The sequence below is a fragment of the Gordonibacter faecis genome (assembly GCF_030077735.1).
Taxonomy (GTDB): Bacteria; Actinomycetota; Coriobacteriia; order Coriobacteriales; family Eggerthellaceae; genus Gordonibacter; species Gordonibacter faecis.
On sequence record NZ_JASJEU010000012.1, the window covers coordinates 185,197 to 201,551 of the forward strand.

The window sequence follows — 16,355 nt, forward strand, 5'->3', positions numbered from 1 at the left end:
GGTTGCCCTTCTCGTTTGTATACTTATGAAAAAGGCTCCCGCAACGTTCACGGGAGCCTATTCTTAGGAGAGAATCCAAGAACCTTACGCGCTGGCCAAAGCCACGCCTCCTATGTTGCGGTCTTCAGTACGCACGTCTGCCTCTACTTCGCGTGGCAGGTAGTTGGGATACTCAAAGCGCACGCGGTATAGCCCTGGTTCCACATCATGAAACCAGAAGTCCCCGAAGTCATCGGTCGTTGTTTTCGCTACTTCGGTGCCGTCGCTGAGCAGCGTCACGGTACAGCCAATCAATTCTTCATCGGCTTCGCGATCGTACGCTTCGCCCGCCACGAAGCGCTTCGGCACGTTCAGGTAGCGCGTGCGCGGGGTGCAGCTGTCTGTTGCACCCAAAGCTTCTCCTCCTGCGGCAATGGCATCTTCCTCGTCAATCCAGCGCAAGGCCCCGGTGGGGCAGGCATCCACGCAACGGGGTTCGCTCCAACCATCTTCCAACAAGTGCGCACAGCCGGTGCACTTCTGCGGCAAGGCTAACGCCTCGTTCCAAAACACTGCGCCGAAGGGGCAGGCTTCCACGATGGCGCGTTGGCCGCGGGCGCGCTCAGGGTCAATGATTACCAGTCCATCGTCGCGCCGGTACACGGCGCCGTCGCGCCCGGCCTCAAGGCACGGGGCGTCCGCGCAGTGGCGGCAACTGTGCGGCGTATACGCCATTTTTACCTTTGGCACACTGCCGCGCACCTGTTCATCAACTTCAATCCAGAATTGGCCCGTGTCGGGTTGCGGTGCTGCGTACGGGGCCCAGTCGGCGCCACAGTGCTCATCTTTGCAGGCCACCTGGCAACTGCGGCAGCCGTTGCAGCGGGCAATGTCAATAAGAAACGTTTTCGCCATGGTGTCATGCCTCCTTGACGATGCGCGCCGAGGCAATGAGGCCCACAGCGGGATCGTAGTCGCGGTTGAACTCTTCCGGATACTGCGCCGCAAGCGCTTGCACGTCCACTTTCTCAATGTTGGCTAAGAATCCGTTGGTCACTTCGCCGGGCGCGTTTTTCGACGTAGTTGCACCGGGGCAAATGAGGTTGTTCGCACCACCGCGATCGAGCCCACCGGTGCCGGTGACAATGCTATCCACGCGAGCGCCGTGATCTTGACTGATACAGTGCGGCATGATGCGTTCGGTCACCACTACGCCACCCAGCACGTTTCCGCGCTCATTGAAAATGCGCACAATGTCGCCATCGTGTAAGTTGCGGGCGCGGGCGTCCACCGGATTCACCCAGACGGGTTCATACCGATAGCCATCAGGGCCGATGACCTTGCAGGCGTTCAGCTCGCGCAGCCATGCGATGTCGTCGTGTTCGGCGTGCACGCGCCAGCGCGGATGATTCGACACCACGAGGAAGGGATAATCCTTGCCGCGGTCGCAGGTCAGACGCTCGTGATGCGCTTCACTTTCCTCAATCCAGTGGGGTACGGGCGGACGCTCTTCGTCTCCGGGCCAATGTTCAGCGATGCCGGTGGCGTAGAACTCAATCTTGCCGGTTGGCGTGTCCAGCGGATGGCCTTCCGGGTCGTCATGGAACTGGATGAGTCCGGCTGGATCGTCTTCCCAGTCATCAGCCGTGGGGAAGGGGTAGTAACCCACTTCCACAAACTTCTCGAAAGGTAGGTACTGAGACATGCCGCCCTTCATGGCGCTCAGTTGCTTAGAACGCGGTCCATCTCCCTTGGCGAGATTGGGATTGCCGCCCATGAATCCCACGCGTTTCAGCTCTTCAAACGCTGCAACCTTTTCTTCGTCTGTCAGGGTGTGCGCGGCGAACTGCTCGGGAAGTTGCGCGCGAGCTTCATCAACGCTCATCGAGCCGAGCCATGTACCTACGAGTAGTTCGGCTACGCCCAGCTTTTCAGCAATGGCTAGCACGCATTCAGCGTCGGTGCGTGCCTCGCCCACGGGGTCGACCGCTTGTTCCTCGTGAATGGCCAGATCGTTGTGCCCGCACATGGTGCAGGTGGCGATGTCGGTTTGCTCTAACTTTGTGGATACGGGCAGTATGATGTCGGCGAACAACGTGTCATTTTCCATCCACGGGTGCTGCACCAACATAAACTCGATAGAGGGGTCGCGCAGGGCGTCTTGCATGCGGTTGCCGCCGTTCCAACATGTGGACCAGCACGGTGTATCAGTCCAGAACATATGGATACGCGAGGCACCTGGCTCCGGGTAGCGGTGTTGACCGAACTGGTCGATGCGTGGAAGGCCAGCGATGACGTGCCCATACCAGGTAAGTTCCTCGCCCTCCGGCAGCAAGATAGCGTCGGGTACCATGGTCTGAGGAATGGACCACCGAAGGCCCGTACCCGGCAGGTGGCCGGTGAACGCTGCACCGAAATAGGTGCCGCCGGCCGGCCGGGGGCAGGTGAGCAGGTTTTGCTGGCCGTATAAGCCCCATTCAATCATGGATATCTGATTGCGTCCGGGCGCGCCAACCGCTTGCATGGCAAGCAGGCACACTTCGAGACGCCCTGGCTCATGGGAGAAGCAACTTCGAATGTAGCCGCCGCCGTTGCAGTGGGCAATGGAGACGTTATGTTGTGCCCAGTAGCGAGCGAGTGCCTTGATGCGTCGCGAGGGCACGCCGCACTTCTCTTCCGCCCACTTCGGCGTTTTTGGCACGCCATCTTCGCGACCCAATACGTAGTATTCAAACCAGTCAAAACCTACGGCGTGCGTGTCAATGTAAGAGCGGTCGTACAAACCTTCGGTCATCCAGACGTAGGCGATGGCTAGCTGCAGAGCCGCATCGGTGTTTGGCAGTACAGGGATCCACGTGTCAGCGTGCACAGCAGCGCCATAGTTCAGGTCGGGGCACACATAGATGCTCTTTATTCCCAGATCCGTCCACCAATAGCAAATCTGCGAGGCAATTTGGCCTCCCCATCCCCACGGTGTGGTTTCAGGATCACAGCCCCAGAACAGCACCGCGTCGGAGTTCTGCGACACGTCGCGCAGTACATTATTCTGCAGGGTCTGTTTGCCCACCGGGTCCATGCCCCACACGTGCTTGGCGCCCCAGTACCATCCCTCCCAGCTATCGGGCTGGCGTGCTTGGCAAGTGTAGCCCCCAAGCACATCCATGAGACGGGTGTTGCAGCCATGGCCGCCACCGATGATCTTCGTCTCGCCGTGGCCATCGCCCTGGCAAAACACCGCAGAGCAGCCATAGGTGTCGATGACGCGTGCAATTTCATCGGCGCAGATTTGCGCAGCTTCGTCCCAACTGATGCGCTCATAACCGCTGATGCCGCGCGTTTCAGGATGCCGCTCGCCCTGCGGATCCCAGTCCACACGCTTCAGTGGGTAGGGAACACGATTCGGCGAATACACGCGCTGTTTGTAGCCGTACGCCAACGGCGGTAGCGTCGTTTTAAGTCCCGGCGTGAATGACGACCCCCGTGCGTGGATTGTCCACGGTTTGATGTCATCGACCGAGTACTTTTCGTCGATGCGCATCGGTCGGATACGGGCAATTTTCCCCTCCTTCACGTCCACGATGCCCGCGTTTGTGCCGGCACCGAAGCCGCACCATCCGAGGGTCTTGTACACCGATCGGTCTTTGGTCGTGCCCATGGCCACCCCTTCCTCTCGTTAGGTTCAAGTGGAGCCGCCGCTACGTCGCGTCGCGCGCAGAAACACGCGGCGCAGCGGCGGCCTCGTTCGTCGGGTGGCGGAAAAGGGAAGGGCCCAGACCCCCATGTGGGGTCCGGGCCCGAGAAAGCGCGAGCCCGTGAAGAGCTCAAACGGTAGGACTTAGTACCCCACCATGCTCACGAGGGGAGCAAGGATGGTGGCGTGGAGAATCATCATGGCGATGGTCGGTGCGATACCGGCCTTGAAGAACTCGCCCATCTTCCACTGGTTGTGCTTGAAGGTCATCATGTTGTTGCTGTCCACACCCAGAAGGAACGTGGTGTTGGCGTTGAAGGCAATGATGATGGCAAACACGGCGGCCGAAACGCCCATGCCAGGACCCATGGCTGCCAGCGGGATAAGGCTGATGGCGATGAGCGCCGGGCCTACCGGAATAATGAGACGCATGAGCGGCAGCGCCATGGCGGTGGCGGCGATAACGGCGAATGCCGACACAGCCATCTTGCCCACGGTTGCGCCGAAGAGCCAGCTCGCAGCGCCCTGCTCCTTGATGCCGCCTGCGATGGACTGTACGCAGCCAATGAGCAGCACGATGGCCCACTGCACACTGGAGATGTACTCTTTCCAGGTGAGCACGTCGATGCCCGGGAGGAAGAACAGCGCCAAACCACCCACGGCAATAGCGGTGGCATCCCACCCGGTCCAGTTGCTCGCGACCCAGCACACAATCATGAGCAAGAGGATGGCCAGCACCTTCTTATCGAACGTGTCCAGCTTGCCCACCGAGGCACCCGACTTCTCGATGGCGAGCATCGTCTCGTCGGAGATGCGGTCGGTCTTGAAGATGAACACGACGGACAGCCAGCACACCACCAGAAGAATGATGGCGATAGGCGCGCAGATGATGACCCAGTCAAGGAATGAAATGGTGAAGCCCGCGTTCGCGCCCAGCATGTTCAGTGTCATGATGTTCAGCGCGGAGCCGGCCGGCGTGATCATGCCACCCATGCAAGAGGCGTAGGCAATACCGATCATGAGCGCCTTGCCAAGGTTGGCGGCGTGCTTCTCGGTGCCGTTCTTCTGCTCAACCTCAATGATGCTGGACATAGCGATGCCAGCGAACAGCGCGGTGCACGGCAGGTTCGACACAAACGCCGAGATCACGGCCGTAGCTACCATGAACATGAGCACCGTAGTTTTGGCGTTGCCCTTTGTCACGTGCATGAGCGCGAACACGATCTTCGTCGGAATCTTTGTCTTCAGTAGCGCGGACGTAATGCCAAACGACGCCAAGATGAAGAAGATAACGTTACTGATGAAGTTCGCCCACACGCCTGGTGTGCCGTTGTAGGGAAAGATGCCGAACCCGGGCATGAGGCACATGAGCGCCAGACCCGAAATTGCCATAGGAACCGGCTCGGTTACCCACAGCACGATGCCCGACACCATGAGCGCAATGGCCATCTTGCCGGCGTAGCTCAGCCCCTCGGGCGTGGGCAGGAAGTGTGCAATGACGATGATGGCAATAGCCACGCCAATAAGCGCCAGCCGCTTGCCAAGCGACGCGCCCTTCGGCTTACTGTTGTCTTTGTCTGACATGAGATGAATCAACCCCCTTGTTAGTTAGCGGACTGCCGTTGTGCCGTCTGCGCGATCCGGCGACCGATCCCCTTTCTCTCGTAACGCCCCCTTGGCGCATCGACTGCTTCACTTTCGCTCAATTTGCTGCCCTCGTAATCCGAACGCGTTTACTAAAAACGTGTGCCTGCATAGAAAAAAGCGTATGAAGGGCCTCCAGGATGCCGCTACTGCTCTGGGTAGTACGTTTTACGAGGGCTTATGCAAAACTTCGGACGCGATACTGCGACGGTATGCTCGCGGTACAACGGGCGTTTTCGCGCATGAAGCCGAAAAGGCGAGGTGCTTTGCCGAGTATTTAGTGCGCCGCGGCCGATTCGCAATGCGGGGAGTGCATGTGACCATGGCGCAGCCGAACGGGAAGCAAAATCTGGCACACGGCAAAGGAGGAGGAATGGAAGAAGGCGTTAAAACGTGTTTTAAGAACACGGGGTTCTGCAACTTTACGTGGGGGTCAAACGCTGCTGAGGTTGATGTAAAAGACGGGAAAATCCTGCGGATTCGCCCCTTGCGTTTTGACAAGGCATACGAGCGTGCGGATCTCAACCCGTGGCGCATCGAAGCGCGCGGTACAGTGTTCGAGCCGAAAATGTGCTCTTTGCTGCCGCCCTATACCTACGCTTACAAAAAGCGCGTGTATTCGCCAAACCGTATTTTGTACCCGCTCAAACGGGTGGACTGGGATCCGCGGGGCGACCGACATCCTGAAACGCGTGGCACAAGTAAGTTTGAACGCATTTCTTGGGATGAGGCCACCGATCTCATCGCTGCGGAGTTGCTGCGCATTCGTGAAGAGTACGGTCCGTACGCCGTGCTGGTACAGGGCGACGGTCACGGTGAAACAAAAGTGGTACACGGCCCGCACGGGTGTCAGACAAAGTTGCTGGAACTTATGGGCGGCTATACGTTGCAAGCGCGCAATCCCGACAGTTGGGAAGGGTGGTACTGGGGCTCAAAGCACGCCTGGGGGTTTGAGGCGCTGGGACAGTCTCCGCAAAACAATCTGTGGCTTGATGTAGCTGAGTACACCGATCTCATTTTGTTCTGGGGGTCGGATCCTGAGACCACCTCATGGGGTTGGAGCGGCCTGATGGCTTCACGTACGTGCTACTGGTTTGAAGAGCTGGGCATAAAGAGTGTGTATATCTGCCCCGATCTCAACTATGCGGCAGCTATCCATGCTGACAAGTGGATACCCGTACTGCCGGGTACGGACGCTGCTCTGCAATTGGCTCTTGCGTATGTGTGGTTGGATGAGGGTTTGTACGATCAGGAATATGTGCGCACGCACACGGTTGGCTTCGATGAGTTTGCCGCCTACGTTCGCGGTGACGAAGATGGCGAACCGAAAAGCCCGGCCTGGGCGGCGCCAAAGTGCGGCGTACCGGAGTACACCATTAAGGCGCTTGCGCGGGAATGGGCGAAGATGCCTACCGCTATTGCCCGCGGCAACGGTGGCGGCATGGCTCGCTCGTCATATTCGCACGAACCCGCACGTCTTGAGGTGTGCCTGCTCGCCATGCAGGCGGTGGGGGCACCCGGCCGCTGCCAGCTGAAAATGGGAGAGTGGAATGGCGACAAATTCCCCGGACCGCGTCCGGCTGTCGATCCTAACCTGTCCGCTGCTGGCCGGGGCTGGCATTTTTCGGTGCCACCCCAATTTGTACCCAAGACGCTGGTGCCCGAAGCGCTCACGTTGCCTGAAGGTGAGCAGCTTACCTGGTACGGTACCACGCTCTTCCCTTGGCCGAAAGAAGACCAATTTGTCGAGCACCACTTCCCGATAACTTCGGAAGAGGGAGGCGGCCCTATCCACATGGTGTGGACCGACAGCCCCTGCTGGACTACGTGTTGGAACAATGGCAATGCGTTGGTGGAAGCGCTCCGCGACCCGCGTATTGAAACGGTGGTCGCCCAGCACATTTGGATGGAGAACGACTGCCTCATGGCTGACATTATTTTGCCCATTAACACAAAGTTTGAAGAACGTGATATCGGCAATGATGTGTTTTCGGGTCAGTTCGCTTCGGTACTGTATGAAGATCAGTGCATTGAGCCGCTCGGTGAATCCAAGAGTGACTGGGAGGCCGTTGGTGAGGTGGCGAAAAAGCTGGGTTTGTACGATGCCTACGTGGAAGGCAAGTCGCTTGATGAATGGATGGAGTATGCGTTTGCTACCTCCGGCGTGCAAGAACTCGTTTCTTACGATGAGCTGCGGGAAAAGGGCTACTATCCCGTGCCCACGCGTGAGGGCTGGTGGGCCGATACACCGCGTGGCATGCGAGCGTTCTATGAGGATCCGGAGAACAATCCGCTTGATACCCCGTCCGGAAAGATAGAGTTTGTCAGCGAAAATCTGAAGACGGTGTTCCCCGATGACGAGGAGCGCCCGCCGCTGCCGCACTGGATTCCCTTTGGCAAAACCCAGCAAGAGAGTTTGCTGCACGAGCGTGCCCGTGCTTACCCGTTCTTGCTGGTGTCGAACCATCCACGCTGGCGCTTGCATGCCGAGCTTGACGACGTGACGTGGTTCCGCGAGATCGACACCTGTAAGGTAGTGGGGCCTGATGGTTACCGCTATGAGCCCGTGTGGATCAATCCGGTGGACGCCGAACGTTTGGGTATTGCGCACGGAGACGTAGTGGCGCTTTCGAATGAACGCGGCGTGGTGCTGGGTGGTGCGTATGTGACGCCGCGCATCATGCCGGGTGCGCTCTATCAGGATCATGGTGCGCGACTCGACCCCATTGAACTGGGGGTTGTCGATCGTGGTGGGGCAAATAACCTTATCTGCCCGTCGTCGGTCATTTCTGAACATTGTGCCGGTGAGGTGACCAGCAGTTTCTTAGTAACTATTGGGAAGGCCGATCTGGAAACCCTACGTAGCGAACACCCCGAGGCGTTTGAGCGACCCTACGACAAGGATGCTGGCTTGCTGATTGATGCGTGGATGACAGAAGGGGAGATGTGATATGAAGGCATTCCTTATCGACTTGGCTCGCTGCAACGGGTGCCATAACTGTCAGATTGTGTGCAAAGACGAGCATGTGGATAACGATTGGGCACCGTACGCAGCGCCGCAGCCGGACACGGGACAATTCTGGATAAAGGTTAACGAACGTGTGCATGGCTCCACGCCAAAGGTTCGCGTTGCGTATACGCCTGTTCTGTGCAACCACTGCGCGCATCCCGCCTGTGCTGAAGTGGCCCGCGATGGAGCTGTCTACCAACGCGAAGATGGGCTGGTTATTATCGACCCCATAAAGGCGAAGGGGCAGCGCGCTCTCGTTGATGCCTGTCCCTATGGTGCTGTGTACTGGAATGATGAGCTGGACCTTCCCCAGAAATGCACCGGCTGCGCCCATTTGCTAGACGAGGGTTGGGAAGTGCCGCGCTGTGTTGAGGCCTGTGCAACAGACGCTCTTCAGTTTTTGGAAGAAGATGACATACGCGAGCGTTTTCCCGATGCAGCACCTCTCGGTGACTGTGGCTCATGCGGCCCCCGCACCTATTATCGCCGGGCGAAAAAACCGTTCGTTGCAGGCACGCTTTTCGACCCAGCCTGTCAAGAAGTAATTGTCGGTGCGCGCGCAACCTTGCTTGACGAAGAAGGCGTTTTTGCTGGTGAGGCGCTCACCGATGGATTTGGTGACTTTTGGATAGAAAACGTGGATGAGGAAACCTACGCGCTACGCCTTGAGGCTGAGGGATATGAACAGCGCGAGGAACATGTTGTGGTAACTGATGGCGTCAATGTGGGCGATCTGCCGCTGACGCGCACAAACTAAACAAGCTTTGCGAGAAAGGATACATCATGTGCTTCAGACCGGTAGAAGCGGCGCTTCCCGTAAAGTGTCCCGCGTGCGGAACCACCAATAGCAATGGAGCGGAAACGTGCTTCAAGTGCGGTGCCGATTTAACCGCAGTAAAGGAGGCCGCAGATGGTTCTTCCGCACCGACCGGTGCGGCGCCAACTATACCTCGTGTGCCATCGGTGCCCTCTGCGCCGCAAGAGCCCGGACATAATGTACGGTGAAAGGGGGAGTTATGTCTGGAAAACGCATTACGTTCTTCAACGTTGTGGCCATACTTTCGGTTTCATTTATGTATATGGCAGTGGGGTCGTTGCTGGCACCCGCGCTCAACGCCATTGCTGAATCATTTCCCGATTCGCCGTTTACTACCGTGCAGCTGGTTATGACGTCATCGTATCTAACCATTGCACTGTTTAGCCTGGTATCGGGAGCGTTGGCTAGTAAATTCTCGCGCAAAGCCATAGCTGAAGTGGGACTTCTTATCTACGGTGTGTCCGCTCTGGTGGGTGCCAATTTGGGTGACCTCACGCTACTTATCGTCGATCGTTTCATTATGGGTGCGGGGTGTGGTTTGTTGCTTCCGCAAGCCACGGCCATCATTGTCGATCTGTTTGACGGGCAGAAACGCGAGCGCATGCTTGGCTTCTCCACAGGTGTTGCCAATTTCGGCGCACTGCTGGGTAGCTTGGTGGGTGGCTACTTTGCAGCCATCGACTGGTCGTTAAACTTTTATGGGTTCGCCATTACCCTGGTCATTTTCATCATTGTGCTCTTCGGTGTGCCGAAGATGCCGGTGGGCAAGGGAGGCTCAATCGGGGAAAACGTAGCTGATGATGGTGCTGCGGCTGCTGGCGAATCGTTGGGAGCTGCATCCGCTGAATCGGTAACTGCCAGCACGCCGCGTTCATCAAAAGGTATGCCATCATTTCTTATTGTGCTGGCCATCGCTATGTTCTTTGTGCAGGTGTACGGCCTGACCACGCCCACGAATATGGCGAAGTACTACCTTACCGTTCTCCACGGACCAGCGGAACTTTTGGGTGTAACCATGGCGGCCATGACGTTCTTTGCCTTTGTGGCAGGTTTTGTGCTGGTGTATGTGCGCAAACTGTTCCGTTCCTACACGCCGGTGGTGGCCTGCCTCCTAACAGGCTGCGGATTCGTGCTGCTGTCGCAAGCGACCAGCTGGGAGATGGCATTAGCGTCAAACGTGCTCATCGGTTTTGCCAACGGTGTGCTCATGCCGTGCATCTTTGTAAAGAATGCCGAACTTGTGTCGCCCGCGCAGCGCAACATGTCAACAGCGGTTATCACCTGTGGCATGTACCTGGGCGAATTTGTATGCCCCTACCTTCAGCAGTTCGGCAATTTTGTGATGGGTGATTCTTCGCAGGCTGCTATGTTCTTGTTCTTCGGTATAGCAGCGTTCGCCATTACGGTATTGGTGTTGGGGTGCATCGTGTTTTTTAATCGTCGGAAGGCGACGCGCGCCTAAACGAGGGGCACCTCGCACTGCTCGACGATGTCCATGAGTTCCGCCTGCGCGTTCACACCCATCTTGCGGTAAATGTGGTAGATGTGGGCTTTGGCCGTGTAGGTGGATATACAGAGTCGATTGCCGATGTACTCGGCGTTCCGCCCGCGCGCCAGGTAAACAAGTACCTGGCTTTCGCGGGCGGACAACTTGAAGCGGTCGGATACCTCGGCGCAGCGCAGTTCGAACAGCGAATCGGCCGAACGATGGTGGGTGACCACTTCCGCCACGGTGTTGTCCTTCACCGGCACGAATACGGCTACAAGGGCCAGCACCAGCAACAATCCCAAAGCGGCGGACGCCAGTGCGGTGGGAAACGTGCCAGCGGGGCCAGGATCTACCGCGCGAACAGCCGCCTCAAGAGCGATTCCTGCTGCTAAGCCAAGCGGGATGCTGAGGCGGCCGCGGGCGAGGTAGCGTACCGACCGCGCGCGATCGGTACTGGCCAGTGCGGTGAGCGCTGAGAGGTCGGCCAGGTCGAAGCACACGAGTAGGGCTACCAGCACCAGGCAAATGCCCACGTGAAACGCAGGTGGTGCAAACAAAACGGCCAGAAAACCCACCACCAATAGCACGAGCATTGCCTTTTCTACCCATCCGAATGGCAGGTAGCGCTTCAACGCGCGGCTGAGCACATTCTGCGCGAGGGCGCCCACGGCTACCGCCACTGTGGTCAGCGTCAGAAAGGCGTCTGAAGCTGGTTGAGCCGTGATGAAACCCACCACCATGCCGAACAGTGCACCATAAGCGACCACGGTAAGTCCTGTGATGCGGAAGAATTCGATGCGTTCTCCTTCGCGCTCGCTTGGGGAGGGAGTCTGATCGAACACGTGATGCTTCAAATAGATAAGCACGGCGTAGGCCAGCAGCGGTAATGCGGCAACTGCCGATGGTTGAATAGGGAGGCTGACATGAGCCAGTACAAAGGCCACGACGGCAGCCGCAGCCATGGCGAATCCGTAGCGTGCTCCCACGTCGCGGCGCCATTCGATGGAGAGCAGGTCGGCGTAGCTAGCAAGACACCATGCGAACGACACGCCAGCAAGCGCGGAGGCCGCGACCGAAAGACTCACGCTCAGTGTGGGGGGCAGTGCTGTGAGTAGGGTAGTTTCGTTTGACAGTATTTGGATTGCGCTGGCTGGCACGGTACCCAAAAAACCTCCAAGGGCGGATCGCAGGGGATGAATGTGCGAAGATGACGCGCCACGCGCGACGATTGCGCCTGAGCAGAGTGCCGCACCGGCGAAAAAACCAATCGCACGTGGGACGGCGTAAATCCCTCCGAGCGCGGGTCCTGGGGCGACGAACACAAAAAGCAGTACCCATGCCCACAGAAAAGCAAGGCCGGCTACCGCTACGGGAAGAAGCACGCGCACGCTTGTTTTAGGGATCGTGTTTTTTTGCTCGGGCATAACGCCTCCTAGCTGCGGCGGAAAGACGCATTGCTAGTATGTTCGCAAAATTGCCGCCTCGCATTGGCCGACGGGTGTTATCCGACTTGAACTCTTTACTACTTTGAGTAGTAAAGACCCGTTTTCACCTCGTACTACTCAGGTTTCTATACGCGGTCGCCAGTTTGAGTTTTCGGGCCTGATTCGGGCGAAGCCGCAGAGGGGATACCGTGTATCGCGGGGATAGTACCGAAGTCCCTGGGGTCTGTCAAGGAACCTTCCCCAGCGGAAGGCACAAGGGGGTATCGTATGGCTGGATCGATTAAAAAGCAGCGCAGCCAACCGTCCGTGGCACGTCGTGTGGTGTGCGTGAGTATTGCGGTGGTGCTTGTTGTGGCGGCTTGGGTGGGGCCGACGCCGGAGGGGTTGACGGTTGCGGGGAAGATGTCGCTCGCTCTTATGGTGTCGGGTATCTTCTTATGGGTGACCGAGCCCATCCCGGTGGCCATTTCGGGTCTTGTCATGATGATTCTCATGCCGGTGTTTGGCGTGTTGGAGTTCAACGGGGGCGTGTGGAGTGGGTTTATCAGCAGTGTGATTTTCTTCATTCTGGCGTCGTTTGGTATTACGGCGGCATTGCTGAAAACGAAGTTGCCCACAAAGATTGTGTTTGCCCTCATGCGGCTGACGAAGGGAAACGCGCGGGCCACGGTGCTGGCGTTTATGGTGTCGGCTGCGGTTCTGTCCTTCTTCATTTCTGACTTGCCGTGCACAGCGCTGTTTGCGGGCATTGCGGTGTCCAGCATCTTGAAAATTGAGGGGTGCGAGCCGGGTTCTTCCAACCTGGGGCGAGCGCTCATGATTGGTATTACGTATGCGTCGGTGGTGGGCGGGCAGTCCATTCCGTCGGGCAGTGCCATGAACATCATGGCCATGAATGTGCTGGCAGCGAACACGGGTATTGAGATATCGTTTCTCGACTGGACGGCCATTTGCCTTCCGATTTCGCTGGTGTTGCTGGTGGTGTGCTGGCTTTCGGTGGTGCTGGTATTCAAGCCTGAACCCATCTCACCGGCTACGATGAACTGTATTGAACGCAACGGCCAGGCAGTCGGCAAGCTGGAACTGCTCGATTGGAAGGTGCTGGGCATTATTGGCGTAACGTTCGCGCTGTGGATTGCCAGCAACTGGACGGGGTGGGATGCCACGGCTATTGCGGTGCTGGCGCTGGTGCTGTTCTTTGTGCCGGGGCTCGATGTGCTTACGTGGCGCGAATACACCGCGTCGGTCTCGTGGAACATTGTGCTGCTCATTGGCTGTGTTCAGTCGCTCTCAGGCGGCATCAAGGAGCAGGGCGCAGCCAGCTGGTTGTTTGGATCTACGGTGGGCAAGCTTGCGGTGAGCGGTGGGGCTATTGTGGGTGCCACTGCGGCGTTGCTGCCCCTGTTGCGCCTGGTGATTCCCGTGGGGCCGGCGTTTATTGCCATTTGTCTTATTCCGCTGGCATCGCTGTCAACGGCTTTCGGGGTGAGCCCGGTGGTGTTCACCGTCATTGTGGCGGTGAACGCTTCGACGACGTTCCTCATGGGCGTGGATGGCAACAACATGCTGTCGTTCCGCTATGGGTATTGGAAGATGACCGATTTCTTCAAATCTGGCGTGTTGCCCACGGCTGCCATGATACTTCTGCATGCAACGGTGCTTGCGCCTTTGGTGGCGCTGGTGGGGTACTAGGCGGGCTGGCCTGCTTGTGTGGTCTGCTGGTCGGGCAGTTGCGGGCGCGCAGGTTGTTACTGGTACATGATTTCGGTCGAGTCTACTATTGAGATAAGTTCCTGCTGGGAATTGATGCCCATCTTCTGATAGATGTGATACACGTGCGTCTTTGCCGTGTATGCGGAAATGCTCAGTTCGTCGGCGATGAACTGAGCATTTCGCCCCTTCGCCAGGTAATACAAAATTTCCTGCTCGCGGTTCGACAACTTGTAGTCCTGGGCGGCCTGGTTGCAGCGCTGTTTGAAATAGCCGCCTTCAAGTAATTCGCCCTTCACTGTCTTATCGGCGAAGGTGTTGTCCTTGAAGGGGACGAATGCCGCCAGAAGTGCCAGAGCCACCAGTAGCACCAGCGCGCCATAGGGCAGGTAGGTGAACAGGCTCGGGTTCACGCGCTCGATGATGAGGCATGCCGACCAGCTCACAATCATACCGGCGGGCAAGACGAGTTGCCCACGTGCGATGCGCCAAAACGGCGAAGGGTGGCCGCTGGCAAATCCAACCAGCGCCGCCATGTTCGAAAAGTCCAGGAATACGTACACACCAACGATAAACAAGCAGCACGCCAGCGTGAGACTGGGCCCGAAGAACGCCAGCCCCGCGAAGCCTGCGAAGAGCAGCAGGAGCGACAACTTCTCGGCAACACCAAATGGCAGGTAGCGCTTCACCAGTACATTCAGTGCTAAGTGTAGTCCAGCGCCGCACGCGATGGCTAATGTTATGGCTAGCGGGTTCACCGCATTCAGATCGCGGCACAAAAGGTACAACGCTATGCCGAACAGGGCGCCGAACACCGCCACAGTGAAACCTGTCAGGGGGAATAGACGCGTCTGCTCAAGCGGGGACTCGGGCTCCTGTTCGCTTCCGACAATATGCGTGCGCACATACTGAAGCACAACGAGCGAGATCAATGGCAGCGCGATAAGCGCCACGTCGCCGTAGGGCGCGCGCAGTTCGCACGCGAACAAATACAGCACGGCTCCTGCGAGCGCGCTGGCCGAGAGGTAGGCACCTACATCCTTCTGCCAGCCCACCATAAACACCTTCGGCCACAGAAGAAAAATGAGCGAGAAGCCACCGCCTGCCAAAGCCCACGCAATGAAGAACGCCACAGGCGAAACGGCGATATAGTGAGCCATGATGTTGAAAAGGCTGAGTGGTAGCGTGAGTAGCGCTGCGGCGCGCGGTAGCGGGTCGCGTTCCGTGCGGGCGAACAGGTCGCGCTTTACGTATACCAGCAGCATGACGGCCAGCATGCCCACGAGAAAGGCCAGTTTCAGCAAGAGCGAGGTTTCCTCGCCGGCGTGATTTGCTGGGTAGGGGCTTAGTAATACCAGGTAGAACCAGGCCCAAAAGCAAGCGAAGCCCGCCGAAGCGACGGGCAGCATTGTGCGGATGTGCGCTTTCTTTACTTTCATGTGCGAATCCTCCCCTGAATCAGGTGTCGTTCGAAGGGGATCGAGCGACACCAAGAATACTATTATAGTCGAACTTTTCGGCACGCTTGGGTGAGGGCTGCGGCTGAATAGTAGGACGGATGCTGCGAGGCCTCACGGGTGCCTTATCCCCTACGCGGCTACTTCCTGAATGGAGGGCAGGGCCACTATGAAGCAGGCGCCGCCTTGGGGGAGGTTGATGGCTTCTACGGTGCCGTCGTGAGCTTCCACCACGGACTTGACGATGGCCAGCCCGAGTCCGGTGCCACCGGTGCCGCGACTGCGCGAGGCGTCGGCGCGGTAGAAGCGGTCGAACAGCAACTTGGGGTCTACGTCGCCGAAGCCGGGGCCGTCGTCCTTCACGGCTAATATGGAGTTGCCGCGCAGACCGAACAGTTCAATGATAATGTGCCCGCCTGGCTCAATGAAGCGGCTCGCATTCTCTACGAGGTTCGTTACGGCCTGCTTGAGGCGGTCGAGGTTGCCCAGCACGTCGGGTGCCTCGCCGACAACCTGGGTGTGGGCGCCGCGGTCGCGCAGAATGGGCTCAAGCGCATCCAGCACGTTGTGGGCGAGGTTCTTCAGGTTCACGCGCGAAAGCTCCATCGGCGCGTTGTCGGCCTCAATGCGCTGCAGCGTCAAAAGGTCGTTCGTCAGTCGGCTCAGCCGCTCGCTTTCGGTGATGATGATGGAGCAGAACTTCGCGTGCAATTCGGCTGGTAGGTCGGGGTCTTGCAGCATTTCGGCGTTGCCGCGGATGGCTGTGAGTGGCGTGCGCAGCTCGTGGGCCACGTCGCTCACGAACGCGGACTGCCGATGTTCTTTCAGCGCGAGGTCGGCCTGCTGCGACTTCGTCTTGCGCACCAACTGGTCGATAGTGCGCGCCAACTCATCGGCTTCGTGCAGGCGCCCGTCAGGGGCTAACGTCACATCGGCGCCGGAGCGCACGGCTTGCGTTTTCTTCACCAACACGTTCAGCGGCTCAGCAAGAAAGTGGCCAATGATCAGGCTCAACACAAACGTTATCACGCCCGTGGGTAGTAAAAGCAGAAACGCCTCCGGCGGAGTGCCGAAGGCGAGAAAGCATATGAGGATGACGATGGTGCCGGCAAG

General features: G+C 58.2%; 11 protein-coding genes. 5 read left to right on the forward strand and 6 right to left on the reverse strand.

The window, feature by feature from the left end; all coding sequences use genetic code 11:
- Positions 1-84 precede the first annotated feature (84 nt).
- The 3 genes from QNJ86_RS05940 to QNJ86_RS05950 all read right to left on the reverse strand — a co-directional run bounded on the left by QNJ86_RS05940 (position 85) and on the right by QNJ86_RS05950 (position 5,254).
- Positions 85-894 carry a 4Fe-4S dicluster domain-containing protein gene (locus QNJ86_RS05940; protein ID WP_283831685.1) on the reverse strand — a complete coding sequence of 270 codons (810 nt, stop codon included), beginning with the start codon at positions 892-894 and terminating at the stop codon, positions 85-87.
- A gap of 4 nt (positions 895-898) precedes the next feature.
- Positions 899-3,634, reverse strand: coding sequence for a molybdopterin-dependent oxidoreductase (locus tag QNJ86_RS05945; RefSeq protein ID WP_283831686.1), 2,736 nt, complete (start codon positions 3,632-3,634; stop codon positions 899-901).
- Between the two features lie 180 nt (positions 3,635-3,814).
- The gene (locus QNJ86_RS05950; protein WP_283831687.1) at positions 3,815-5,254 is read right to left on the reverse strand and encodes an SLC13 family permease; all 1,440 of its coding nucleotides are present in this window, start codon (positions 5,252-5,254) and stop codon (positions 3,815-3,817) included.
- 433 nt (positions 5,255-5,687) lie between these two features.
- On the opposite strand from QNJ86_RS05950, the gene QNJ86_RS05955 reads away from it, so the two are divergent.
- The 4 genes from QNJ86_RS05955 to QNJ86_RS05965 are packed head-to-tail and all read left to right on the forward strand — an operon-like array spanning position 5,688 to position 10,603.
- The gene (locus QNJ86_RS05955) at positions 5,688-8,264 is read left to right on the forward strand and encodes a molybdopterin-dependent oxidoreductase (RefSeq protein WP_283831688.1); all 2,577 of its coding nucleotides are present in this window, start codon (positions 5,688-5,690) and stop codon (positions 8,262-8,264) included.
- A 1-nt stretch (position 8,265) separates the two neighbouring features.
- Entirely contained in the window at positions 8,266-9,081 is an 816-nt protein-coding gene (locus tag QNJ86_RS05960) for a 4Fe-4S dicluster domain-containing protein (protein ID WP_283831689.1), read from the forward strand.
- Positions 9,082-9,107: 26 nt separating this feature from the next.
- Positions 9,108-9,329, forward strand: a complete 222-nt coding sequence (locus QNJ86_RS13895) for a zinc ribbon domain-containing protein (protein ID WP_365994047.1) — start codon at positions 9,108-9,110, stop codon at positions 9,327-9,329.
- Positions 9,330-9,340: 11 nt separating this feature from the next.
- Positions 9,341-10,603 (forward strand): MFS transporter, encoded by a 1,263-nt coding sequence (locus tag QNJ86_RS05965; protein ID WP_283831690.1) that lies wholly within the window; start codon positions 9,341-9,343, stop codon positions 10,601-10,603.
- Here QNJ86_RS05965 and QNJ86_RS05970 read toward each other — a convergent pair.
- Positions 10,600-11,715 carry a helix-turn-helix transcriptional regulator gene (locus tag QNJ86_RS05970; protein WP_283831691.1) on the reverse strand — a complete coding sequence of 372 codons (1,116 nt, stop codon included), beginning with the start codon at positions 11,713-11,715 and terminating at the stop codon, positions 10,600-10,602. The two genes, QNJ86_RS05965 and QNJ86_RS05970, sit on opposite strands and share 4 nt — an antisense overlap.
- A 627-nt stretch (positions 11,716-12,342) precedes the next feature.
- On the opposite strand from QNJ86_RS05970, the gene QNJ86_RS05975 reads away from it, so the two are divergent.
- Positions 12,343-13,767 (forward strand): SLC13 family permease, encoded by a 1,425-nt coding sequence (locus QNJ86_RS05975; protein ID WP_283831692.1) that lies wholly within the window; start codon positions 12,343-12,345, stop codon positions 13,765-13,767.
- A gap of 56 nt (positions 13,768-13,823) precedes the next feature.
- Here the strand turns inward: QNJ86_RS05975 and QNJ86_RS05980 are convergent, their stop codons facing one another.
- Together QNJ86_RS05980 and QNJ86_RS05985 are read right to left on the reverse strand one after the other, a co-directional pair.
- Positions 13,824-15,224 carry a response regulator transcription factor gene (locus QNJ86_RS05980; protein ID WP_283831693.1) on the reverse strand — a complete coding sequence of 467 codons (1,401 nt, stop codon included), beginning with the start codon at positions 15,222-15,224 and terminating at the stop codon, positions 13,824-13,826.
- A 150-nt stretch (positions 15,225-15,374) separates the two neighbouring features.
- Positions 15,375-16,292 carry a sensor histidine kinase gene (locus QNJ86_RS05985; protein ID WP_283831796.1) on the reverse strand — a complete coding sequence of 306 codons (918 nt, stop codon included), beginning with the start codon at positions 16,290-16,292 and terminating at the stop codon, positions 15,375-15,377.
- Positions 16,293-16,355: the final 63 nt, after the last annotated feature.